Source organism: Neobacillus sp. FSL H8-0543 (assembly GCF_038592905.1).
Lineage (GTDB): Bacteria > Bacillota > Bacilli > Bacillales > Cytobacillaceae > Neobacillus.
This window is the reverse complement of the sequence record NZ_CP151943.1, coordinates 4,442,086-4,466,449: the sequence shown is the minus strand read 5'-3', so window position 1 is coordinate 4,466,449 and position 24,364 is coordinate 4,442,086. Positions and strand designations below refer to the sequence as shown.

Here is a 24,364-nt window from a genome sequence, read left to right as displayed (position 1 = left end):
TTTGACAATATAGACACTGGGATCACCACACTCACAAGGAATTAAATTGGTTTTTCCAATAATGGTTATGATATCCAAGAGAGAGTAGTTTATCCAACAGTATATTAGATTTATTACTTGGCACAATAAAGATACTTACCATACTGAGGGTGTTGTGGTTGAAAATATTAATTGTGTCTACTTTATTAGCCGTTTCCTTGGTTTCCCTGATTGTTCTGATCGATTTGATAATGGGGCATAATTTTTCTGGTGTTATTAAAAAAGGCCTTAACCCGTTTCAGGTGATGGAGCCTGGTGAATACGTAATCGTCTTTCTTTTTGTCTTTTATATTGTAATAAAAACCGTTTATTCTACAGTGAAAAAGAAATATACGGAAAACTCCAATCAAAATGAATCTAATAGTTGAATTGAAAAAGCCCGCTAAAAAAGCGAGCTTTTCGTCAGTATTCTATTGTTGAAAGTTTCTCTCGGCAATCTTTTTAACAAAGAAATAGCCACGGATGACTTTCCGAATTCTTTTTCTTCTTAAGACTTTCTTAGGTCCAAAAACATAGCGATTCCAGAAATAATAAATTGCTTCCTCAATCACAATAAATAATCCATAAGAAATAGCAAAAATCCAAATCCAATCCCACATTCCAAGATCCCCTTTCTCAGCGGATAATTTATCCTATTCGAAAGAATAATCGAGAATGACAATAGGTGTAATTTGATATATTGTTATATTCTCTGTCAAATACCCAATATTTGTTAAACTTAGTGTAATTATACCACTCTATCAAACTCAGTTAAAGTCAGATGAATTCGTTACTAAAAACAATTGAGCATTTTCCCTTTAATTTGGATCTTTGTAGGTTAATGCCCTTTCACTGTCACGCATACCTTTAGTTGTTGGATCCTGCACGAGACCCATCATCGAAAGTAAAATAAACAAGGCATTAACAAACGTTAAAATGGATTGTTGAATGGCATCTGAAAGTTGAAATTCAATTAATCCCATCGTATTTAATCCTGCCAAAAGCATTTGTGTGACAATCATTAGCTGTGATATAAACGCAATTACCCAATTGCGGTTTTTAAAGCGTACTTTCCAGTTAATCATCTTCCCACCCCTTACATATATTTTTATTATCATATGCTCGAACTTATAAATGGTTGTCCGCTTCTATACATGATAATTGGTTTTTATCGGTAAGATATTTATAATAGATACATCGGAAACATTTTTGAAAGTTAGGAGATATAATGGAAAAGTTAAAACAATTTTGGGAACTGTTTATTCGCTTTTGGAAAAAGAAACATCTGACACAAATTTTCTTGTTAATCATTCTTGTTGTCATTCTTACGACCATTGTCTATTTTGGATGGCTGGCATCACGAGCAAATGTCGAGTCATTGAAGAAAGGCCTAGAACAGTCAACAGTCATTTATGATAAAAACGAATCGGTTGCTAGCAATATTGCAACGAATCGGACAAAAGGTATAAAAATAGAGGAAATTCCTAATTATATCCCGGATGCAGTGGTTGCAATCGAAGATGAACGGTTTTATGATCATGGCGGCTTTGATATAAAAGGAATCACAAGGGCATTTTTTAGCAACATATTTGCAGGAAGGATTACCGGCGGCGGAAGTACGCTAACACAGCAGCTCGCCAAGAATGCACTTCTGTCTCCTGAACAAACCTATAAGCGGAAAGCCGAAGAGTTATTCTTAGCTGTAAAGATTGAAAAGGTTTATAAAAAAGATGAAATTCTACAAATGTACTTAAATCAGGTTTATTTTGGCAGTGGTGCATGGGGAATTGGTAATGCATCAAAAAGATATTTTAATAAACCAATCAATGAAATTACTATCAGTGAGGCAGCATTGCTAGCGGGTCTTTTACAGTCGCCAAATTACCTGGATCCATATAAAAACTACGATTTGGCGATGGATCGAAGAAATGTCGTCTTGAGTAAGATGAACGAACTCAAGATGATAACAGCTGAACAATATGATGTGGCGAAAAAGGAAAAAATTGAATTACAAAAAGGAAGCGGCAGTGAAATCAAACGAGAATATCCGTATTATGTCGATGCCGTATTAAATGAAGCTATTTCTAAATATGGATTAACACAGGAAGAAATTTTAACTAGAGGATATAGAATCTATACAGCATTGGATCAAAATCTGCAAAAAGGGCTAGAAAAAGTATATAGTAATCCTTCTTTATTCCCTGCAGGAAAGGGAGACAAGCTTGTACAAAGCGGCTCTGTACTTATGGACCCTGAAACGGGTGGAGTGCTTGCACTTGTTGGCGGTCGGGGTGAACACGTCTTCCGAGGTTTTAACCGTGCCACTCAACTTAAAGCACAGCCCGGGTCAACGATGAAGCCACTTGCTGTTTACACACCAGCACTTGAAGAAGGATATGACTATTCTTCCGAGCTTGTGGATGAGCCAACGGCCTTTGGAAATTACAAACCTGAGAATTTCTTAAAAACCTATCAAGGTAAGGTTTCGATGGCTAAAGCCATTGAGGAATCATTGAATATCCCAGCGGTTTGGCTGCTAAATGAAATCGGTCTGGAAAAGGGATTAGATTCAGTAAGACGATTCGGTATTCCAGTGGAAAAAGAGGATAAGAACTTAGCGATTGCATTAGGTGGAATGAGTAGAGGTATTTCCCCATTGCAATTAGCCAATGCCTATACCACTTTTCCGAATGGTGGAATACGGAATGACAGCCACTTGATTCAAAAAATTGTCGGACCCACTGGAAATATCATCGCGGAACGGAAAGCAAAATCAACAAAGGTTACAACAAGGACCGTTGCGAATGAAATGACTGCGATGCTGCTAAATGTTGTCGAGACAGGAACAGGAAAAAATGCAAATATACCAGGTGTACAAATTGCTGCAAAAACAGGAACCACCCAGCTCCCCTTTGAAGATATTAATGGAACTAAGGATCAATGGATGGTCGGTTATACACCTAACTTAGTTGGTGCCGTTTGGATTGGATTTGACAAAATAGACCGTGAGCATTATTTACCCAGCAGCAGTACACGTAATATTGTGCCACTCTTCAAGGAAATGATGAAGGAGTCAATACCACATTTACCAAAAGAAAGCTTTAACGTTGTATCAACAAATGACCAGATCGCGGGTAATGGGGATGCGCAAACTAGAAAAGAAATGAAAGAACAAGCTGAGAAAATCAGCAAGGAACTAAGTGAAAATGCCGAAAAAATCGGAGAAACCATCAAAGAAAAAGCGCCAGTTTGGAAAGAGGGTTTAGATAAAGTCCTCTATTCAATTGGAAAAACTGTTAACTCCATTGTGGAAAAAGTAAAAGGATTGGGTGAGTAGGTCGGGTGGCTTAATTACGGTTGGCCGATCGACCGAAGCCCGGAAGAAAAAGGGGTTTCGGGCGATAAGGATGGGCTTCATCGACCGAAACCCGGGAAAGGAAGCCGGTGCGGTAACTAGGTTCATAGTGACCGAACTCCACGAGAGGAAGCGAGAGCGGTAGCTAAGAAAGGCTCTTAGTGACCGAACTGCGGAAAAGGAAGCCGGAGCGGGAACTAAGGGAGGTTCTTAGTGACCGAACTACGGAAAAGGAAGCTGGAGCGGTATCTAAGAGGGGTTCATAGTGACCGAACCCCGGAAAAGGAAGCCGGAGTGGTAACTATGAGAGGTTCATAGTTACCCAACTACGGAAAAGGAAGCTGGAGCGGTATCTAAGAGAGGTTCTTAGTGACCGAACTCCACGAGAGGAAGCGAGAGCGGTAGCTAAGAAAGGCTCTTAGTGACCGAACCCCGGAAAAGGAAGCCGGAGTGGTAACTATGAGAGGTTCTTAGTGACCGAACTCCACGAGAGGAAGCGAGAGCGGTAGCTAAGAAAGGCTCTTAGTGACCGAACTACGGAAAAGTAAGCCGGAGTGGTAACTATGAGAGGTTCTTAGTTACCCAACTACGGAAAAGGAAGCTGGAGCGGTATCTAAGAATAGTTTTTAGTTACCGAACTACGGAAAAAGAAGCCGGTGCGGTAACTAAGTGAGGTTCGTAGTGACCGAACTACGGAAAATGGAGCAAGAGCGGTAACTAAGAGAGGTTCGTAGTGACCTAACTCCACGAAAGGCAGTAAAGGCTGTTATTTAGATTCACTAAAAGGGACATTATCATTCATAATAGCAATATTTTACTCGCCCAATCGCTTTAAAATTTTTCTTCAGTATCCTTCTAATCATCTTTTTCGATCCCACCACCTGACACCACTCATGGACAATATTAGTAGTAATCTTTTTATCTGGAAAAAGTAGCTTCAGTTCTCCCACACTCCGCAACACGGCTGATTCTATAGTTTCAGTGCAACCACAAGTGTCGCAAACTATTGTCCTATCCCCCACAGATATCGAAAAAGAGCTACATTTTTCACAATTAATCCCCTTGCGCTGCTTGCTATATTCATACTTTGGTAACCGGGTATAAGGGGATTCACAAATATGCGCTGATAATAAAGTGTCAGCGAGCTTTTTGTGGCGGGCAGTTAATTTAGGAGGACTCTTATCCAGTTTTTTCATAAAAGCGTTAAGCTGTGTTGGAAAAATAATTGGCTTATTTAAGGGTGCTTGATAGAGAGTAAACTCGGAGTTGACATAAATAACGTTTGATTCAAGTGGGAAAGTGTTTCCTGTTTTTTGAAGAAATTGGCGGAGCAGAGATTCACATCGTTCTAACTGCAGCAGCGGGTCTTTTATTTCACTTCCTGATTTCGTGTAGAGCCTGCCAGATTCATAGTAATAGTCCCCTTCATAATTTTTAACTTCACAAGGATAAAGGATATCAGCTGAGATGATTAAAGTGTCGATTTGAAACAAGGTATGATTAACCTCAAGTAACAAGTCTCTTAAAATTAACACATCACTCTGAAGTTGATCCGTCAAAAGATCAAACTTAACTTCCCCTTCATAGCCCTTCTCAAGGTATAAATACATCTGTTTATCTTCTGATGTTAATTCCATTCGGTTGTTTAAACGCCTTAAAATGATCAATTCCATTGGAACAGTTCGAGGTTTTACGACTTCCATATTCCACTACCTTTCTCTTTTTTTACTACAAATTAATAATACCTAAGTGATTGAAAAAAAGGCATGAACATTTTGTTACAATACCTTCTCGGAATATTGTTTTTTGGGCATCCTAAAATAAATATCGTAGGTTAATAGAATTTTCACTATTTATCGTTGTTACATAATACCTTTAACAACTTTGGAATACTCCTCTTTGAGAGATATATGACCGTATATACAAAAAAACACATCGCTATTTCTTACAATAGCCATGTGCTTAATTATAGGTAACTTTCTATTCATTCTAGCAAACCATATTTTTTTTTGAATCTTGTTAAAGTTTTTATCCAAATGTTCCCGAATAACAAGAGGAAGAACACATTGGAAACGGAGTGCATGGAGTCGAATAGCGCACTTGCCGCAAAGTAAAGCCATACCGTCTCAGCGTTTAACGGAGTTCCCGATTGAGATAAAGATAATAACCCCCAGATATTTGTAATCCAGCCAAATAAAAAGCCCCAGATGATACCAAAAAGAACTTTTCCCCAGACCGATTTCATTAGCTTTGTTTTTCTAAGCAATCCTGCGGTCAACCCAACTAACCCCCAAGCAAGCATTTGCCATGGCGTCCACGGCCCTTGACCAAGGATCATATTTGATGCCAGCGCAGCAACGCTCCCAATAACCAATCCGCTTTCTGCACCAAAAACAAAACCAGACAGCATAATCACAAAGGTTGTTGGCTGGACACTAGGAATACTAGCAAACGGAATCCTGCCGACCGCTGCAATGGACGCAAGAACGGCAAGCAGAACCAATTCCCGCGGTTCGATTTTTCTTTTTTCAAAACGAAACAAAAAAAACAGCATCGAAACCGTAATCAGCCCAAAGCTTAACAATAAATAATGATCGTCCCACAATAAAGTTACCACGAGAAACCCTATTGCTAACATAATCAGGCTAACCGTTACTAAGACTTTACTGGCTCGCATAGCCTGAGAACCTCCTCTACGGTAATCATTGAGGAGTCTGGTATATGGCGAAACAATCTTTGAATCATTGTTGAATAAAAGAAATTTCCTTTAAAAAATAGCTGGGGTATTTCCTCTGAAGTTATGCTTCCATGGAACATCATCCCGCATTTTGTTGCATGTTGGGCAGCGAATTCCACGTCATGTGTAGACATTAGGATGGTCACACCCTCTTCATTTAGCTTTCTAAGAATGAAAGCTAAATTTTCTTTTGAAAGTGGATCCAGTCCCTTAGTCGGCTCATCAAGCAAAAGAATTTCCGGTTTTCTTACTAATAAACAGGCAAGGGCCGCTTTTTGAACTTCCCCACCGCTCAAATCGTAAGGATGGCTCTTTAGTATATGAGAGATTCCAAGTTGGCTTAAAAGCTCGTCTACTAAACCGCCGTTTGGTATTCCCCACTGCTTCAGTGTAGCTTGTAATTCTTTTTCTACGGTATCCTGAAGGAAAAATAACTTTGGATTTTGAGGTAAATAGCCAATCTTTTTCGTCAACTCACCTTTTTTCCAGGACTTGTATGGTTTTTGATTGTAAAATATTTTTCCATTCTCCGGTGTTAACAAACCCGCAATCGACTTTAACAAGGTTGTTTTTCCAGAACCATTTCCGCCTAACAAAGCATAAAACTCTCCTTTGCCAAGGGAAAAGTTAAGTTCTTTCAAAATAAATTCATTTGTCCGATCATAGCGGAAGTAGATATTTTTTGCCCGAATCCATTCACTTCTACTGTTTCCCTCTTTTTGCTTGGAAACTTTGTTAAAATGAAGAGATTGTCCTTCCATCCAATTTCTTCCTTCTTTAACCATTAACGGGACATTTCCGTTTCCATCCATACTAAAAAATAACGTAGGAATGCTAGGCACAAATGCTTGATTAGGCGTATCCCAAATTTGTCTTAAAACCCGCTGTGGTTCCCCGTCAATCAAAATCTGTCCTTTTTCCATCATGACAATTTGATCTGCCAGGGTGAATACTTCCTCCAACCGATGCTCCGCAATAATAATCGTCATTCCAAATTCTTCATTCAATCTTTTAAGCATGTCTAAAAATTCACGTGAACTGACTGGATCCAATTGGGCGGTCGGTTCATCTAGAAGTAGAATATCAGGCTGCATTAAAAGAACAGAAGCAAGATTAATTTGCTGTTTTTTTCCGCCAGATAGTTCGTGTGTTTTCCGGTGTAACAGGGACTCGGCACCAAAGAAGTGAACCATTTCAGCAACACGGCTTCGCATTTCATTCGTGGAAAGACCACTATTTTCTAGACCGAAAACGATTTCATGAAGAACATCATCGGCAACTACCTGGTTTTCGGGATCTTGAAAAACGAAGCCAATCTCTTTTGATAACCCAATCATATCCTGAACAGGACAACCATTTATCCGAATATCACCGGTTAGTGCTCCATGCGGCTGTATTTCTTTTTTTAATAAGCGGAGAAGTGTACTCTTCCCCGAACCTGACGCACCAAAAAGAACAACAAATTGCCCTTTTTCGATAGTAAGCGAAAGGTTTCGAATAGCTGGTTCAGAACAATCCGGATAAGTAAAATTCAAGTTGTTTAATTCGATAACCGCCACCTTAGCATTGCACCTACTTCAACGAATAATGGGAAGCTTAAAAATAACAGGTAAAAAATCAGAGTGCTAGCATCCAATAAGGACAACTGCCATGATTCCATCAATGGATATATGGTTAAATAACCGAAGCCAGAGAATCGTCCATATAAAGTGCCAGCAAAAATAACCAGCAGATAAAAGATCGCTATCGCATCGATTCCTCGAAAACGAAAAAAGTCATATGAAGAACGTTTACCTTGACCATATCCTCGTGCCTTCATTGAGTCTGCGGTTTGAATTGCTTCCTCTAAGGAATAAGTCAGCAGAGTTTGTATATAAAGCATCCCTGTTTGGGCTCTAGTCTTCCATTTTCCAGTACTCACGGATATCCCTTTACTTTGCTGAATCACGGAAATCTCGTCTAATCTCCTCTTCATTAACGGAATAAAACGCAATGTAAGCATCAGAAGAATAGCAAATTGCGGCAGGAATTTGGAAAACAAATATAATAGTTTATTCGGTGTCATAATCACATTGTAAGAGACAAATAAGGCAATGATACCAATGATTGATATGGCATTCATCCCACCATAAGTAACTGCTTCTAATGTCACCCTGTGTTGCCCCAACTCAAACAATACATGCCTTCCCCTTTCGTTAAAAAGAGGATTGATAATCATGATTAATAGGCCCATTGAAATAAATAAAAATAACCAACTCCGAATACCTGCTAGACGGTCATGAACATAGTTGATAGCCAAAATAACGAGAAATCCAATAATTAAGAAGATGGGATGAAGCATTAGAATAATTAGTGCCAAGGCGCCGGCATAAAATAGAAAAGCTACTAACGGATGATATCGCTCAAAACGATTTTCCATCACTGTGTTCCCCAGACATTATTCGGTATAGTAGCATTCAATCCGATCACCATCTTTGACGTTAATCGTCCCAATACTTTTTGAAATACTTACACCATTCAATTCGAAAACCCAGCCACTCTTGGCACCATAATCAAACTCATAATAATTATCGATTCCTTCGACGTATGCTGTAGCCCCGCTTCCACGCGTTTCAATTTGGATACCATGTTGTTTAGTAGCGTTTTTTAAAACATCGAAAGCCGTATCGCCATCTTTAATGCCTATCTTTGACCCTGACAAAATAGTTCCTACATCGTTTGGTCCTACAATCGAAAAAGTAACAGTCGCTGCAGGCTTAGGGTTCTCTGGTTTTGTACTTGGCGGATCAACTGGCTTTGTAACTGGTGGAGTACTCGGTGTTTTGCCTGTTTCCGGCGGTGTACTTGGTGTGGCCGCAGGTTTTTTGGGTGTACTGCTGGAACTTTTTTCTACCGGTGAAGTGTTTAAACTTTCACTATTCGGAGATTTTTCTTGTTCCGCTACTTGTTCACTATCTTTTTCTGGTGTTGAAGGAATAGTAGAATCTGTAGTCTCCTCCTGTCCACCCTTTTTATCCTCGCTGTCAACTTCCAGAGGCTCTTCTTTTTTTACTATTTCACTTGTCTTCTCTTCTTCTTTTCCTGCATTAGCGTTCTCTTCGGCTGTACCACAGCCAATTAAACTAAAAGTTAACAGCAGTACAAAAAGTAAGACAATTGATTTAACTATTCTTTGCATGCTATTCCTCCTTTTGGTTCCCTTCTGTAAAAGGGAACCTGTGGAATTAATTAAGCCTCTCTCTTGCTTTGCTTAAGGTAATATACAATCATTCCAGTTATCAACAACAATAAACCGGCTAAAAGGAGATTGAAGCTATTTGTTGCCGTATTTGGCAATAAGTGTCCCTCCGTTTTCGGTTGGTTTGGTGTTTGTTCTAACACCGGTGTCTCATCTACGGGAGTCTCGGTATCTGGTTGCTGTTCAGCTAACGACAGTTTATACAATGAGCCCTTTCCTTGTGTATATAGCTGATAAGCAACTAAAGCCTGAATACCTTGTGGTGTTGACATCAAATCACTTTCATCGCCCCCCATCCAATCAAAGCCTCCATCAGCATTTTGGAAGGTTAGTAAAAACTGAACTAGGCTGCTGTTATCTTTTGCGAATAGCGCACTATTTGCATCAATTCCTAGAGCAGAAAGCGCGATAATTACTTGGGCAGCTGTTGAGCTATTATCAATCTTGGAAGCTTGAAATTGTTCTGATAAGTATAGAACGGCAGAATCTACTTTTTCTTTCACAACTGCTTGGTCCTTGTATGGAGCTAAAGCTGCCACAATCATTCCCGTTGTGTCGATGTCACTCGTTGTGCTTTCATCCCATGCCCAGCCGCCATCTTGGTTTTGTCTATCTAATAGATAAGATATGACTTTTTCTCTCGTCCAAAGAGCTGTTTCAGGAATTTCAAAGTTCGCGCTATCAAATGCCAAAAGTGCATAAGCGACACCTATTAACCCCTGCTTTGTAACATCCGCTTGATAAATGGATTCAACCAGATTATAACCTTCAATATTTGTAGGATCTCCGCCTGCTGCAAGTATGGCTAAGGTATATCTTTCTGTATCGGTAATCTTTCTAAATTTCCCTTGTTGTTCTTTAATTAATTTCTTGTAATTATTTAAGTAGCTTTCAGGAATTTCCTTGCCTGCCTGTTTCAGGGCTATAAGTGTCCATTCATCTACTTGTTGATTTTGATAATAAGCTACTACCTGATCAATGGCCGTTTTTAGTGTTTCTTGTGAAATAGGAGTAACTGGAGGTTCTGTTTCAGTTTCATCTCCCGACGAGTCATATTGGAACGTAATCTGATCCCCATTGTTAAGAATATAACTTTCAGCGTCTACTTCACTTGGTGCACCATTAATGTATAGCGTCTTGTAATTTAATTTTCCCAGGCCAACTAAAGCTTTTAATAAGTTTAAAGCAGTTGTCTCGCCAACAAAATTTACAGGATAAGCTATCGTTAACAGATCTTCATTATTCTCATCTACAACTTTTACAGAAACACTTGGAGCAGGATCGTTCCAATTAATGTAAGTGAATGTTAGTTGATCTTCATTTTGAACTTTATATTGATCATAATTTACCTGTGAGGATATCCCATTGACATAAAAGGCCCAAAAATGATTCTCTTTTATTTCTGAACCTTTAATACTATTGATAGAGGCTCCCCAATCTGAAGAAGCAACATCAATCTCACCATCCACGGCTTTTATTAGAGCATCTAAAGCATTTTCACCCTCACTAAAAGGTACGGGCAGTTCAAGAACTGTCTCCCCATTTATCACATTAATTGTCACGTTGTCCTCTTGTACGGCAGCACTTACTTGTGGCTGAAATCCGCCGAATGCAAAACTCAATAATAAAATTACAGATAGCAGAAGATTTATTTTCCCCTTTTTCATTCTAAGTCTCTCCCCAATACATTATTTTTACATAAAAAAATCCCCCTAATTAGGAGGAGTTATGTACGTTAAGTAAAAATCGTTACCAACCGGTTTTTGCTTAACACTCTCCTATCCGCGTAGGCTTTTGTGTCAAAAACAGGCAGGTTTCCTGGCTCATGGTCATTGCTCCCTATGTCTTCCCATCGATTACGACAGTGACATTTTATAGGTTGCTCCCATTTACAGTGGCGGGACCGCGTTGGCTTTTTACCAACTTCCCTTTTAAGCTACAGTCATTAACGACTAAGCACCTGTTTTTTAGAACTATTTTTTTATGTTCCTTCTATTATAGTCAATAATCTATTAATTTGTATATGTTTTCGGCTGATTTTCTCCATAAAGAAAGACATACGATAAATGTATGTCCCTCTTCCTTTTCACTTTAAAAAATAACTATTGATCAATACTCCTGCAGAGGTTAGCCATTTCAATTGCTGACGTAGCTGCGTCCCAGCCTTTATTCCCCGCTTTTGTACCTGCCCTTTCAATTGCCTGCTCAATTGAGTCAGTAGTTAACACCCCAAATATCACTGGAATCCCAGTGCTTAAATTTAATGCAGAAACACCTTTTGCGACTTCATTACACACATAATCAAAATGTGGAGTCGACCCGCGAATGACCGTTCCTAATGTGATAACGGCATCATATTTTTTACTATTTGCCATTTTTTGAGCAATTAGCGGAATTTCAAATGCTCCTGGAACCCAGGCAATATCAACATCAGAATCGCTTATTCCATGTCTTTTAAGTGCATCTTGTGCACCGCCTAATAATTTACTTGTAATAAATTCATTAAATCGTCCGACAACGATTCCTACTTTTAGTCCCGTACCAACTAAATTACCTTCAAAAAGATTTCCCATGATGAATCCTCCTATTAATTTACTGTATTTTATTTTGAGAAAGATTTTCTAAACTGTCGTTCTTTTTTTGATATTCAATTAGATCTTTGATGGTAATCATTTTGACATCTAATTCATCCGCAATTTTTCGTAACTGAGGAACTCGCGCCATTGTTCCATCGGTATTCATAATTTCACAGATTACCCCTGCAGGTGCTGCCCCGCATAGTTTTGCTAAATCCGTTGCCGCCTCAGTGTGACCAGTTCTTCTTAACACACCGCCTTTTTTGGCAACCAAAGGAAAGACGTGACCAGGTCTTTTAAAATCAGATGCTTTAGAATCAGGATCAATCATACTTAACACCGTTGCTGAGCGCTCAAAAGCAGAAATTCCAGTGGTTGAAAATTTATGGTCTATACTCACTGTAAAAGCCGTGCCGTGTGTGTCTGTATTATTAGCTACCATTTGGTGGAGGTCTAGCTTTTGAGCGAGCTCCTCCTCAATAGGAACACAGATTAAACCTCTACCATGCGTCGCCATCAAATTAATAACATCCGGTGTTGCTTTTTCAGCTAATGCTATAAAATCACCTTCGTTTTCTCTATCCTCATCATCACAAACGATAACAACCTTGCCTTTCTGTAAATCAATTAACGCCTCTTCAACGGTATTAAACATCCATCAATTCCCCTTTCAAATGCCAATATCTGTTTCAATCTAAGCAAATCCATTTTCCTCCAAAAATTGAGCAGTGACTCCAGTTGAGTCTTTTTTATTTTCTTTACCAGCAGCGAGGCCTGTTAGAAAATGGCCCACATATTTGCCAATCATATCGCTTTCTAAATTAACAATATCACCAGGGCCTTTTAGCCCCAAGATGGTTTCAGATAAAGTATGGGGGATAATTGATATCGTAAAACTTTTTTCACTTACACCAAATACGGTTAAGCTTGTCCCGTCAATTGCAATTGATCCCTTTAAAATAACGTACTTAAGCGTTTCCTGGGCCGCTTCAATTTCATAGTAAACAGCATTTTCTACTTGCTTTTTACTTATAATCAAGCCGGTACCATCGATATGGCCTGAAACGAAATGACCGCCGAATCGGCCGCCAGCAGCCATTGCTCGTTCTAAATTTACTTTAGAACCACGCCTAACCATATTCAAACTTGTTGCTTTTATTGTCTCCGGCATAACATCTACCGAAAAATGATTGCCAGAATAGGAGGTGACTGTTAGACAAATCCCATTGACAGCAATACTATCTCCAAGATGGACATCATTCAAAATGTTCTTAGCTTCAATTGTTAGAACAAAAGATTCCCCAGTACGTTGGATAGTTGATACTATACCAATTTCTTCGATAATTCCGGTAAACATTTTGTTTGTACTCCTTAATTTGGTTCTGCAATGATTCGAATATCATTGCCAACCCTATCAATTTTTTTAATTTCCAGTGACACAACCTCATCCATTTTTAGAATACCTTCTCCGCCGAAGGAGGTTGGCGCCAGCTTGCCGCCTATCAATTTGGGCGCAATGTATGTTATAACCTGTTGGAAGGCACGTTCCTTTAAGAAACTCCCATGGATTTCAGAACCGCCTTCGACATATATAGACGTTACTCCCATTTCACCAATTATCTTTAACATTTCTTGTATTCGAATTTTCTTCTCAGCCATTTTAATTATTTTAATTCCCTTTGCTGTAAAGTCAGCCTCTAGTTTCCCATCAACATCAGGACCAGTGATAATCCACGTTGGTGCTTGCAAATCTGTTACGATAATTGCATGCATGGGGGTTCGTAGCTGGGTATCAAGAATAATTCTAATTGGGTTTTTACCGCCATTCTCAAGTCTAGTTGTCAAGCTGGGATTATCTTTTAACACTGTATTTACACCAACCAAAATGGCATCATGCTGGTGACGGAATTGGTGTACATCATTTCTAGCTTCCTCACCCGTAATCCATTTACTTTCACCTGTAGAAGTTGCAATTTTCCCATCCATACTGATAGCCGATTTTAACGTTACATACGGCAGTCCTGTACTGATATTGTAAAAAAACATTTTATTGAGCTCTCGTGCTTCCTCCTGCTGTAATCCTACTTCTACTTCAATTCCTGCAGCTTTAATTTTTTCGATTCCAATGCCACTTACTTGCGGATTAGGATCAGTCGTTGCAACAAACACCTTTTTTATCCCTGTTTGAATAACTAGATCCGCGCAGGGCGGGGTTTTCCCATGATGACTGCATGGCTCTAGTGTTACATAAAGTGTTGCATTTTTGGCTCTGTCCCCCGCCATTCTTATTGCATGAACCTCTGCATGGGGTTCCCCTGCCTTAAGATGCGCCCCCATACCCACAATCTGATTGTCTTTCACAACTACTGCGCCTACAACGGGGTTAGGTGCTGTTTGACCAAGTGTACCTCCTGCAAGATTCAAAGCTAAATTCATAAAGTAGATATCATTCATTGGCAAAAACTCCTTAAAAGAAAATAAAAAAGACCCTAAAGTGAAAATACACCTTTAGGGTCCTTTAAAAAGCAATAAGAAAATAAGGGGTAAAAAAAGGGTAGACTTATCCCTTTAACTACACCTATTTTTTCCTCTCCCATCCAGACTTTAACTGTCGGCTCCGGAATTTCACCAGATCCACCGTTTAACAAAAATGTTAACCGGGTCACGGACTAAGAAGCTCTTGCTTCATCACCGCCGGTTAGGAATTACACCTGACCCCGAGGAATTATATATATTGTCAATACAAGTATACATGATGATAGCACGAATGTTAATTAACTGCTATAAATATGTTTTGTTTATTTTATTAGTATTAGCAAGTAAGGATGAGGTTACGTATTAAATGAAGAAATTTATTGGAGAAATTATTTACGAAAGTAAAATAATAAGCAATATTTTCTATTAAATTTAATATTTATTGTGAGAATAATTAAAATTAAATGAAAACATGTTTACTTTCAATAAATTGTTTTTTTGATAAAAAATAGATTATACTGTATGTATAGTAGTACATTCTCTGGAGGTAAAATCTATGTCTGAAAACAATCAAAACGAAGCACCAAAGAAGAAAATGAGCTTACAGGAAGCGATGAAACAACAGTTAGAGAACAAGAAAAATAAAGCTGCTGCCGGTAATTCTAACATTAATAATTCCAATTCAACAAAAAAATTGAGAAGCCAACAAACAAAAAAGGTAAGCAACTCCCGCAGAAAAATGGGTGTTTAATGAACGGGAAAAATAGAAACGACATTAAGCCAGGATCTGCTGTTAAAATTGTCCTTAAAGCTGATCAGCGAACAGGAAAACTAACTAGCGGTATTGTAAAAGATATCCTCACTAACTCATTAACACATCCTCATGGGATAAAGGTCCGTTTAGAGGATGGACAAGTTGGCAGAGTGCAGGAAATACAAAATTAAAAATGAATTGCTCCCCACACATAGGGGGGTTCTTTTTTTACGAAAAAACAGACCCCTGTTTAGGAGTCTGTTTTGATTTTTGAAGGGAATTAAGCTTTACGAACGTTAACCGCTTGTGGTCCTCTTTGACCATTTTCGATTTCAAACGTAACTTCTTGACCTTCATCAAGGGTTTTGTACCCTTCGCCTTGAATTGCTGAGAAATGTACAAATACATCATCTCCGCCATCGCGCTCGATAAATCCAAAGCCCTTTTCACCATTAAACCATTTTACTTTACCTGTTTCCATTTTGAATCCTCCTAGCATGTACCTAATACATGAAATTGCAATTTCACTTGCCCGATTATTATACCCTAGAGGAAATAGTTTTAAACACAATCCTCATGTATTAATCATGAGAGATTCTGTTATATTAGTTACCTTTTTTTCTTGGATTATAAAGGGATATCTGTTTATTAAAGTACCCATTTCTGGATTGCAATTGCGACACCATCTTCATTGTTGGAAGCAGTAACCCAGTCCGCAGCTTTTTTGACGATATCCTGGGCATTTTCCATAGCGACACCAAGGCCCGCTTCTTCAATCATAGCCAGATCATTCAGGCTGTCGCCAACTGCCATGACATTTTTCATTTCAATTCCCAGGCGCTCACAAACAATTTGTAGTCCTTTTGCTTTATTTATGCCAGAAGGATTTACTTCTATATTTTTGGGTGTCGAATTAGTTAATTCAAATTCTCCCTTTTCTTGAAGTTCAAAGAAAATTTTTTCCCTTATCGTATCATCTTCAATAGTAAACCCAAACTTTAACCATTCATGCTCGTGAATATCGCCAGGCATTTCACCGTAATAATTATTTTCAGTACTTATTGCCCAAAATCCTGTATTATGTTCTTGGGAAAGACTCCACATCCATTGCATTAAATCAGTCTTAACTATACTTCTTTCAACTAATTCTCTGTTTTCATCCCATATCTCACTTCCATTAACCGTTACTAAATAGGAGGTCAACTCTAGTGAATCCATATGTCTACGAACTTTCCTAATGGAACGTCCGGTACTTAGGACAACAATAACTCCCTTTTCCCTGGCTTCCTTTATTGCCTGGCGGTTTGCAGCAGATATCTCGTGCTTATTGGTTAACAAAGTCCCATCCATATCAAGTGCAATTAGTTTGATTTTTACATCATTTTTGAAATTTTCCATATGTAGTATCAATCTCCCTTCAAACAATACTTAAATAGGATAACACTATATAAGATATTCATCAAAAATGGGTATTAGTTTAATAAAAATATCCCCTTTTTGCGGTTATAGGTAATTTTAGCATGATTTGAAAAAAAACGCCCAGGTTCTGAAACCCAAACGTCATTTAATACTATGATTAATGGTGGTGATGTACACCCTTTGAAGGATTCATAATAAGCCATTCTTCTTTCGGTACCTGGAAGTATTGGATCCATACTCCATCTAAATATTCATTATCTTTTTCAAGAATGATATCAATATCCTTGTCGGATTGTACGACTACATCGTTTTCTGTTGGTGTATCAAGCATCAAATCATAATGTGCATGGTCACCATGGATATTTGTTACGTACACACGGAAAAGCTTCCCCTGTGCTTCTTCTCCCTCCATCATTTTTTTCAATGCTTTTGCTGCATTGCGATTAATTTTAACTTTCATATTTGTCTCTCCTATTCCTATGTATTCCTATTCATTATCCCATGATTATTTAAAAATAGACATTGTTTCGTTTCGCGCAATCTCACTTTCCTGCATCTATATAGATTTGATTTCTGATTCAGGTAATATCTTTTTTGCTTCGATAAGCAAGATATGATGACCGACAATTTCCTTCACTGTAAAGAGGTAGCCATCTTCTTCAATCGAGTCACCTTCATTTGCATCAAAGTTTTGGGTTAGAAACCAGCCACCGATTGTATCAATCTCTTCTTCTGATAAATTTGTACCTAGAGTATCGTTGACTTCTCCGACTAATACTCTTGCATGAAATAAATAGTGATCTGGATTTTGTTTACGTATTTCAGCTATTTCATCTGTATCAAATTCATCGCGGATGTCCCCGACAATTTCCTCAAGGATATCCTCTACCGTCACTAAACCTGAGGTTCCCCCATATTCATCTAATAAGATTGCCATATGTGACCTTTCCTTTTGCATTTTCACTAATAAATCATGGATTGCGATAGATTCAATTACACGGATAACAGGCTTCAAAATTTGTTGTAATGCCGTATCTTTGAGAAACTCTTCCTTTGAAATATTGGCAGTAAGAATTTCTTTAATATTTATCATTCCTAAGATATTATCTTTATTTCCATCGACAACAGGATACCGTGTATATTTTTCTTTTTTGATGACTTGCCTAACCGTTTCAACACTATCATTAATATCTAAAGTAACCATTTCCGTTCTAGGAACCATAACTTCTTTTGCTATTCTTTCATCAAATTCAAAAATATTATTAACATATTTTAATTCATTTTTATTAATTTCCCCACTTTTATAGCTTTCTGACAGCAGGATGCGAAGTTCTTCTTCTGATAGGGCTAATTCTTGTTCTGAAGCTGGCTTTAACCCAAAAATACCTACTAACATACGTGCTGATCCATTTAACACCCAAATAAACGGATACATTAATTTATAAAACCAAATAATTGGTTTTGCAAACAAAAGTGTAATCTGTTCTGCTTTTTGGATGGCCACAGTTTTAGGTGCCAATTCACCAATCACAACATGTATAAAGGTAACAATTGCAAAAGCAATACCAAACGTTAGAATATGGGTTACTGATTCATTTAACTTTAAGTGGATAAAAAGCGGGTGCAGCAATTTTTCGACAGTCGGTTCTCCTAACCACCCAAGTCCTAATGCAGTGACGGTAATGCCAAGCTGGCAGGCAGATAAATATTCATCTAGGTGTGAAACTACTTGCTTTGCAGCCAGTGCTCCCTTCTTACCTTCAGATATTAATTGATCTATCCTTGAAGGTCTTACTTTTACTATTGCAAATTCTGTTGATACGAAAAAGGCTGTAAATGCAATTAATAAGACAATTAAAAAAATATTAGTAATTATCAATATATAGCCTTACTTTTGTAAGGCATACACCTCCATAGAACGGATTTATATTTTAATAATACCCAATTATCGTCTTTTTAACTTAAAAGCAGCGGCAACTCATCAGAGTGCCGCTGCTAATTATTCGATTTAGTTCATTATGAGACTTTAGGTTCAACTTGTTTCTTTGTATCTGTCGCTTCATCTTTTGATAAAAACCAGCCTGCTGCTGCTATTCCTACTAGCACAAGATAAAAGGTAACCTTCCATCCAGTGGAGTGGGCGAATTCCGGGTTTAATATGGCGAGTGAAGGATGGGAAAGTGTGTAAACAGCAAGCTTAACACCCACCCAGCCAACGATGGCAAAGGCAGCAACTTCTAGACCAGGTCTTCTTTCAAGAAGGGTTACGAATTGATTTGCAGCGAACCGCATAATAATAAGGCCGATTATTCCTCCAGCAAAGATAACTAAAAACTTACCGCCGTCAAGACCGCCGATATTTGGTAGCGGTGTATCCGGCAGAACCACGGCAAGCGCGACTGCTGCTAGAATCGAATCAACCGCGAAGGCGATATCAGCCAATTCCACTTTAAATACTGTCATCCAAAATCCGCTCTTCTTGACTGTTTTGTCTTCCAATTTCTCTTTCCCATTACTCTTAACAACCTTTCTAAAGATATGATTGATTGCCATAAATAACAGGTAAAGTGCGCCAATCGCTTGAACCTGCCAAACATCGACAAGAAAGGAAATGACAAATAGTGAAAGAAAACGAAACACAAATGCACCAGCTAATCCATAAAATAATGCCTTTTTACGTTCCTCTTCAGGCAGGTGTTTTACCATAATTGCAAGTACCAATGCATTGTCAGCAGCCAATAATCCTTCCAAGGCCACTAGTACAATTAATACCCAACCGTATTCCAGCAATAGAGAAAAGTCCATCAATAAATCCTCCTGTAGTTCGAATTTTTTTAAAATATCCCTTGCTGCAAATAAAAAGGCCTTTACCCAGAACGGTAAAGGTCTTAAAAACACAGAAAAGACCTTTACCGTATGCAGTAAAGGTCTTGCTAACAACGTAATGTTGCCAATAAAGCCGGAGATTTTGATGTCTCGGAATGACGACTTTATTGTCTTAGCTACTCCCCTTTAAAAAGGAAATATTTTATTACTAATAATATAGTATAAATGTGGTTAATACGTCAATCCTTTTTTTATTCTTTCTTTTCTTCCTCTGTGAACATATCTCCTGGAATTTGAACAATTGAATTATTTGCACCGCTTACTTTAGGCATGATTCCATCCCAACGTTTAATCCAGTTATCCTGGATAATCGCTGGAGTCATCGATTCGGATAATAAGTTGTTAGCCTTTGCTTGGGCTTCTGCCCTAATACGCGTTTGTTCAGCGTCGGCCTCGGCCTCTACAATCGCAACATTCTTCTTACCTTCCGCCTCAATTTTAGCGTTAATCGCTTCTTGTTCTTTATTCTTTTGCTCACGCTTTAAAAACTCTTGCTGGTTTTGGGCATCGGCAATTTTTTGTAAGGATAGGAGGGTTTCCTCATCAGGCCTTACATCTGATAGAGAGAAGTTTTCAATGATGATGCCATCAACCTCAAGTCGTTCCTTTAATAGCTTTTGCATTTCTTTTGTTATTTCTGCCCGATTCTCAGCATATACACCCAATACGGAATATAGAGTCGAAACTTCCTGCATTACAGATTTTATTTGCGTTTTTAAATAGCCTGCTTGAATTTCTTCATGTGTTTGCCGACGAAACTTAGTGAAAATATGCGGAAGTTTTTCTGGTTCCATTTTATAAGAATAAACGACGTCGACGTTCACTGACTTACCATCATAAGTATTTATATTGAAGGAACCATCACTTGTAGAACCGCCATCTGTCCCCTTTGTTAAGTATACTGTTTCTGTTGAAACTGGGTACTGTGTTACTTGCTCCCATGGCATAACGATTTGCAGTCCTTGATCTAATACTTCATCTTTTATCCCGCCGTTTAAACTATAAACAACTCCCTTGTATCCTGGTTCTATTTTCTCCGTCATCGTAATGACACCCAAAATAAGGATTGCAACAACAAAAACAGCAATAATAATACTAATAATTTGTTTCTTCGATAAACCTGTTGGACGATTATTATTTGTCTCAAAAGGTGTAGTCATATACATTTCCCCCCTTTAATATTTTAAGAATAGTACACTCAGAATGATTCAGACTTTCCGATTTGTTTAGGTACACTTGCTTATACGAACAACGAATGGAAAAGTTTCAATAAAAAAGACTTACTAGTCATTTTAGAAAATAGATTAAAAGTCACAATATATATATAATAAAATTGATAAGGTAATACTTTACATTTTTACAAATTTATACGTAATATTATAAATAATTGTCATTATTTACGCGGGCATACTAAAGTAGTTTAAACTTGTGTATATGTAAAGGGCGGGTGAACAGTTTGGAGAAAAAAAAGAAAAAAAAATCTCATTTTCCGTTTCGTTTGAATCTGTTATTTTTTAGTATCTTTATATTATTTTCAGTCTTGGTCTTGCGACTTGGTTTTGTTCAAATTGTTTATGGTGAGAATTTCAAACGGGAATTGGAGCGAACAGAAGACCTTACCATCCAAAACCCAGTCCCACGCGGGAAAATGCTCGATCGGAACCTCAAGGTAATTGTCGATAATGTACCGAAGAGTGCGATTACATACACGAATATGGGCGCAAACCAAAAAGAGATGCTAGAAACAGCTGAAAAATTAGCAAAACTTATTGAGAAAGATACAAAAAAAGTGACAAGTAGAGATAAAAAGGATCATTGGATGATTAAGTATCCTAAGCTAGCCGATGCCAAAATCACAAAAGCAGAACTGGACCTTTTCAAAGATAAAGAATTAACGGACAAGGATTTATACCAATTAAAGTTAGACCGGATTACAGAAAAGGATTTGTCGCAATTAACACCTGAGGATTTGGAAATACGTGCAATCTTCCAGGAGTTTAACAGCGGCTATAAATTCACACAACAGATTGTTAAAAATGAAAATGTCACTGACCAGGAATATGCCAGGGTTAGTGAAAACCTACAATCCCTTCCAGGAGTTGATACAACAACCGATTGGGAGAGGTCTTATGCATTTGATCAAACTCTTAAATCTATCTTGGGAAATGTGACGAAATCAGATGAAGGACTTCCTGCTGAACGACTTGACCATTTTTTGTCTTTAGGCTACAACCGCAATGACCGCGTTGGTAAAAGTCAACTTGAATTACAATATGAGGATGTCCTCCATGGGCACAAATCAAAAGTAAAAACGATTACCGATAAAACTGGAAATGTGATTGAAACAGAAGTTGTTTCCGATGGGAAAAGAGGAAAAGATCTTGTTTTAACAGTGGATATGGAACTGCAGATTGCTGTTGAAAAAATTATTGAAGAAGAACTATGGGGATTAAAAAAGTTACCTAGAACCGATTTACTGGATCGTGCTTATGTCGTTTTAATGAACCCTAACAATGGTGAAGTGTTAGCGATGGCTGGAAAAAGAATTGTTAAAGATGAAAAAACCGGTAAATTAGAAATGCATGATGATGCCCTTGGAACCATCACTACCACTTATAATGTTGGTTCCACCGTTAAGGGGGCAACGATATTAACCGGTTATAAAACAGGGGCAATTTCACCTGGAACGATAATTGATGACCGTCCGATACAAGTTAAAGGCAGTCCCGAAAAAAAATCATATGCCTATTTAGGTGTACTTACCGATCTAGATGCCTTAAAGAAATCTTCTAACGTCTATATGTTTCACACGGCAATTAGAATTGGTAAAGCACATTACCAATACATGCAACCACTAAACCTGGCGCCAAATTCCTTTGAAATTGTGCGGAACTCATTTGCTAGCTTCGGCCTCGGGACTAGAACTGGAATTGATCTTCCAAATGAGTCCATTGGCTTAAAAGGAACAAGTAAACTTCCAGGACATTTAATGGATCTTGTCATTGGACAATATGATACCTATTCTGCTATGCAGCTGGCTCAATATACTTCTACCCTTGCGAATGGCGGGAATCGAATGAAGGCTCATTTGGTAAAAGAAATTCGTGAACCTGCAGATGTTACTTCAGATGAAACTGGTCCAATTTTTCAAGAAATTAAGCCTACAGTCCTTAATACGATTGACGCAAAACCTGAATGGATTGAACGGGTCCAATTAGGCTTTAAGAAGGTCTATCAAGAACCTGGCGGTACTGCCTATAGACAATTTCTTGGTGTTAATTACTTACCCGCTGGAAAAACAGGTACTGCCCAAGCCTTTTACGATGGGCCAGATCGGTGGAAATTTGGCAAGGAGCCTCCTTCCGTTATGAACTCAACCTTATTGACTTACGCACCAACTACAAGTCCTGAAGTCGCTATGGCCTTGATTGTCCCTTGGGCATACCGAGGAACCGTTGATAATGGAGCAAACTTCAAGATTGGGCGTAGGGTCATGGATAAGTATTTTGAACTAAAAAATATGAAATAAAGTAAGAGGTTCCGCTTTGTGCGGAACCTCTTTACTTAGTTTATCGGTAAAACATAGAACAAAATACAAAAGAAAAGAGATGCACTGCCAGCAATTACAAATAAGTGCCAAACAGCATGGTGAAACCGAAAGCCGCGCCATACATAGAAAACAGCTCCAAACGTGTAAAGAAGGCCACCGATGATTAAGTACATCAGCCCTTCAGGAGCAAGATTGTTTACTAGCGGTTTCCAGGCAAACACAATCATCCAACCCATAACAACATAGAGAAGCGTAGATGTGAGAAGATACTTTTTTGCAAAAAAACATTTAAAAACGGTACCTGCAATCGCCAAGCCCCAAACGATTCCAAAAAGTGACCAGCCTAATGGCCCTTTGATAACTACTAGTAAAAATGGGGTGTACGTTCCAGCAATATAAAAGTATATTGAGGAATGGTCAAAGATTTCAAAGATGTCTTTTGCTTTCCCTTCTGGAAAGCTATGAACCAATGTAGAGGACATATATAAGATAAACATCGAAGCACCATAAATCGTAAAACTCACAATATGCCAAGCATTTCCATAAAGGACAGAAAAAACGATGAGAATAACTAAGGCAGCGATACTTAACACCGCACCAATCCCATGCGTAATCGAATTCGCAATCTCCTCTTCCTTAGAAAAAATATGTGTATTTGCCATTATAAAAGACTCCTTCTATATATCTGCTAAAAGCGCTCAAACTGTCCACCCCAGAAAGACAAATGTCCACGAGTGGTGCCTGTCACCACTAACTTCGCGGCGCCCATAGCATTATGGAAACACCAATGAGACATATCATTGCACCTAGCCAATCGTATAAATCCGGTGCTTTTTTGTCTATTCCCCATCCCCAGAGTACTGCTAATATGATAAACACACCACCATAGGCGGCATATACTCTGCCAAATGAGGGGAAGCTTTGTAGGGTTGGGATAATTCCATAAAAGACAAGTATAAAACTCCCGATAATCCCATACCAAAATGGCTTATCCTCCCGTAGCCATAACCACACTAGATATCCTCCGCCGATCTCCGCAAGACCAGCCAAAACAAATAAAACAATTGACTTAAACATCTCATCACTCTTTTTTATATTTTCAAACATCAACTGTCCACCCCAGAAAGACAAATGTCCACGAGTGGTGCCTGTCACCACATCTAAGGTAATCCTCTACTAGTGTACACCATTTTAAAGATTTGTTAAAATTTTTCCCATGTAGTATTCCCACTCTCAAAACTTCCTAAACTATTAAAGATTCATTCATAGTTTGTTCATATTTTTCCGTTATGCTTGTTTTAGGTTCAGAAAACGAACCTCCTTCTCCCCCCTTAATTTATATAGATTTCTCAAAAG

At 38.3% G+C, this 24,364-nt stretch carries 24 protein-coding genes, 1 pseudogene and 2 riboswitches; of the genes and pseudogenes, 5 read left to right on the top strand and 20 right to left on the bottom strand.

Annotation, left to right across the window (positions count from 1 at the left end):
* The first annotated feature begins 173 nt into the window (after positions 1-173).
* Positions 174-407, top strand: a complete 234-nt coding sequence (locus tag NSS81_RS22350) for a hypothetical protein (RefSeq protein WP_342430817.1) — start codon at positions 174-176, stop codon at positions 405-407.
* Between the two features lie 42 nt (positions 408-449).
* On the opposite strand, the gene NSS81_RS22345 is transcribed toward NSS81_RS22350, so the two are convergent.
* Positions 450-638 carry a hypothetical protein gene (locus tag NSS81_RS22345; protein ID WP_342430816.1) on the bottom strand — a complete coding sequence of 63 codons (189 nt, stop codon included), beginning with the start codon at positions 636-638 and terminating at the stop codon, positions 450-452.
* A gap of 198 nt (positions 639-836) precedes the next feature.
* On the bottom strand, positions 837-1,103 hold the full coding sequence (locus NSS81_RS22340; protein ID WP_342430815.1) for a phage holin: 267 nt from the start codon (positions 1,101-1,103) through the stop codon (positions 837-839).
* A 143-nt stretch (positions 1,104-1,246) separates the two neighbouring features.
* Between NSS81_RS22340 and NSS81_RS22335 the strand changes: the two genes are divergently transcribed.
* Positions 1,247-3,355 (top strand): PBP1A family penicillin-binding protein, encoded by a 2,109-nt coding sequence (locus tag NSS81_RS22335; protein WP_342430814.1) that lies wholly within the window; start codon positions 1,247-1,249, stop codon positions 3,353-3,355.
* Between the two features lie 812 nt (positions 3,356-4,167).
* Here the strand turns inward: NSS81_RS22335 and NSS81_RS22330 are convergent.
* The 10 genes and pseudogenes from NSS81_RS22330 to ribD all read right to left on the bottom strand — a co-directional run bounded on the left by NSS81_RS22330 (position 4,168) and on the right by ribD (position 14,378).
* Positions 4,168-5,046 carry a nuclease-related domain-containing protein gene (locus tag NSS81_RS22330; RefSeq protein WP_342430813.1) on the bottom strand — a complete coding sequence of 293 codons (879 nt, stop codon included), beginning with the start codon at positions 5,044-5,046 and terminating at the stop codon, positions 4,168-4,170.
* A gap of 311 nt (positions 5,047-5,357) precedes the next feature.
* Positions 5,358-6,050: an ECF transporter S component gene (locus tag NSS81_RS22325; protein WP_342430812.1), complete on the bottom strand. Its 693-nt coding sequence runs from the start codon at positions 6,048-6,050 to the stop codon at positions 5,358-5,360.
* Positions 6,029-7,669 carry an energy-coupling factor transporter ATPase gene (locus NSS81_RS22320; protein ID WP_342430811.1) on the bottom strand — a complete coding sequence of 547 codons (1,641 nt, stop codon included), beginning with the start codon at positions 7,667-7,669 and terminating at the stop codon, positions 6,029-6,031. Before NSS81_RS22320 ends, NSS81_RS22325 begins: the two co-directional genes overlap by 22 nt.
* Positions 7,651-8,529, bottom strand: coding sequence for an energy-coupling factor transporter transmembrane component T (locus NSS81_RS22315; RefSeq protein ID WP_342430810.1), 879 nt, complete (start codon positions 8,527-8,529; stop codon positions 7,651-7,653). The genes NSS81_RS22320 and NSS81_RS22315 overlap by 19 nt, the downstream gene beginning before the upstream one ends.
* Positions 8,530-8,547: 18 nt before the next feature.
* Positions 8,548-9,288: a DUF4430 domain-containing protein gene (locus NSS81_RS22310; RefSeq protein WP_342430809.1), complete on the bottom strand. Its 741-nt coding sequence runs from the start codon at positions 9,286-9,288 to the stop codon at positions 8,548-8,550.
* Positions 9,289-9,338: 50 nt separating this feature from the next.
* Entirely contained in the window at positions 9,339-11,015 is a 1,677-nt protein-coding gene (locus tag NSS81_RS22305) for a DUF4430 domain-containing protein (protein WP_342430808.1), read from the bottom strand.
* Positions 11,016-11,138: 123 nt separating this feature from the next.
* Positions 11,139-11,327: riboswitch (cobalamin riboswitch) on the bottom strand.
* Between the two features lie 123 nt (positions 11,328-11,450).
* On the bottom strand, positions 11,451-11,921 hold the full coding sequence (ribE, locus tag NSS81_RS22300) for a 6,7-dimethyl-8-ribityllumazine synthase (protein ID WP_342430807.1): 471 nt from the start codon (positions 11,919-11,921) through the stop codon (positions 11,451-11,453).
* Between the two features lie 49 nt (positions 11,922-11,970).
* A pseudogene (ribB, locus tag NSS81_RS22295) lies at positions 11,971-12,579 on the bottom strand (3,4-dihydroxy-2-butanone-4-phosphate synthase); the annotation flags it as partial.
* A gap of 39 nt (positions 12,580-12,618) precedes the next feature.
* Entirely contained in the window at positions 12,619-13,281 is a 663-nt protein-coding gene (gene ribE, locus NSS81_RS22290; protein WP_342430806.1) for a riboflavin synthase, read from the bottom strand.
* 14 nt (positions 13,282-13,295) lie between these two features.
* Positions 13,296-14,378, bottom strand: a complete 1,083-nt coding sequence (gene ribD, locus NSS81_RS22285) for a bifunctional diaminohydroxyphosphoribosylaminopyrimidine deaminase/5-amino-6-(5-phosphoribosylamino)uracil reductase RibD (protein WP_342430805.1) — start codon at positions 14,376-14,378, stop codon at positions 13,296-13,298.
* Positions 14,379-14,505: 127 nt separating this feature from the next.
* Positions 14,506-14,653: riboswitch (FMN riboswitch) on the bottom strand.
* 302 nt (positions 14,654-14,955) lie between these two features.
* Between ribD and NSS81_RS22280 the strand changes: the two genes are divergently transcribed.
* Together NSS81_RS22280 and NSS81_RS22275 are read left to right on the top strand one after the other, a co-directional pair.
* On the top strand, positions 14,956-15,150 hold the full coding sequence (locus NSS81_RS22280; protein ID WP_342430804.1) for a hypothetical protein: 195 nt from the start codon (positions 14,956-14,958) through the stop codon (positions 15,148-15,150).
* Positions 15,150-15,344 carry a YwbE family protein gene (locus NSS81_RS22275; RefSeq protein WP_342430803.1) on the top strand — a complete coding sequence of 65 codons (195 nt, stop codon included), beginning with the start codon at positions 15,150-15,152 and terminating at the stop codon, positions 15,342-15,344. The genes NSS81_RS22280 and NSS81_RS22275 overlap by 1 nt, the downstream gene beginning before the upstream one ends.
* Before the next feature lie 89 nt (positions 15,345-15,433).
* Here the strand turns inward: NSS81_RS22275 and NSS81_RS22270 are convergent, their stop codons facing one another.
* The 6 genes from NSS81_RS22270 to NSS81_RS22245 form a co-directional block, all read right to left on the bottom strand.
* Positions 15,434-15,634, bottom strand: a complete 201-nt coding sequence (locus NSS81_RS22270) for a cold-shock protein (protein WP_342430802.1) — start codon at positions 15,632-15,634, stop codon at positions 15,434-15,436.
* A gap of 167 nt (positions 15,635-15,801) precedes the next feature.
* Positions 15,802-16,551 (bottom strand): Cof-type HAD-IIB family hydrolase, encoded by a 750-nt coding sequence (locus NSS81_RS22265; protein ID WP_342430801.1) that lies wholly within the window; start codon positions 16,549-16,551, stop codon positions 15,802-15,804.
* A 178-nt stretch (positions 16,552-16,729) separates the two neighbouring features.
* Positions 16,730-17,032: an iron-sulfur cluster assembly accessory protein gene (locus NSS81_RS22260; RefSeq protein ID WP_342430800.1), complete on the bottom strand. Its 303-nt coding sequence runs from the start codon at positions 17,030-17,032 to the stop codon at positions 16,730-16,732.
* 96 nt (positions 17,033-17,128) lie between these two features.
* Positions 17,129-18,451, bottom strand: a complete 1,323-nt coding sequence (locus NSS81_RS22255) for a hemolysin family protein (RefSeq protein ID WP_342430799.1) — start codon at positions 18,449-18,451, stop codon at positions 17,129-17,131.
* Positions 18,452-18,588: 137 nt separating this feature from the next.
* Positions 18,589-19,377 carry a TerC family protein gene (locus NSS81_RS22250; protein WP_342430798.1) on the bottom strand — a complete coding sequence of 263 codons (789 nt, stop codon included), beginning with the start codon at positions 19,375-19,377 and terminating at the stop codon, positions 18,589-18,591.
* A gap of 272 nt (positions 19,378-19,649) precedes the next feature.
* Entirely contained in the window at positions 19,650-20,618 is a 969-nt protein-coding gene (locus NSS81_RS22245; RefSeq protein WP_342430797.1) for a prohibitin family protein, read from the bottom strand.
* Between the two features lie 296 nt (positions 20,619-20,914).
* On the opposite strand from NSS81_RS22245, the gene NSS81_RS22240 reads away from it, so the two are divergent.
* Entirely contained in the window at positions 20,915-22,987 is a 2,073-nt protein-coding gene (locus NSS81_RS22240; protein WP_342430796.1) for a penicillin-binding protein 2, read from the top strand.
* 35 nt (positions 22,988-23,022) lie between these two features.
* Here NSS81_RS22240 and NSS81_RS22235 read toward each other — a convergent pair whose 3' ends face one another.
* Both NSS81_RS22235 and NSS81_RS22230 read right to left on the bottom strand, forming a co-directional pair.
* The gene (locus NSS81_RS22235; RefSeq protein ID WP_342430795.1) at positions 23,023-23,670 is read right to left on the bottom strand and encodes a hemolysin III family protein; all 648 of its coding nucleotides are present in this window, start codon (positions 23,668-23,670) and stop codon (positions 23,023-23,025) included.
* 88 nt (positions 23,671-23,758) lie between these two features.
* Positions 23,759-24,085 carry a YnfA family protein gene (locus NSS81_RS22230; protein ID WP_342434119.1) on the bottom strand — a complete coding sequence of 109 codons (327 nt, stop codon included), beginning with the start codon at positions 24,083-24,085 and terminating at the stop codon, positions 23,759-23,761.
* Positions 24,086-24,364 lie beyond the last annotated feature (279 nt).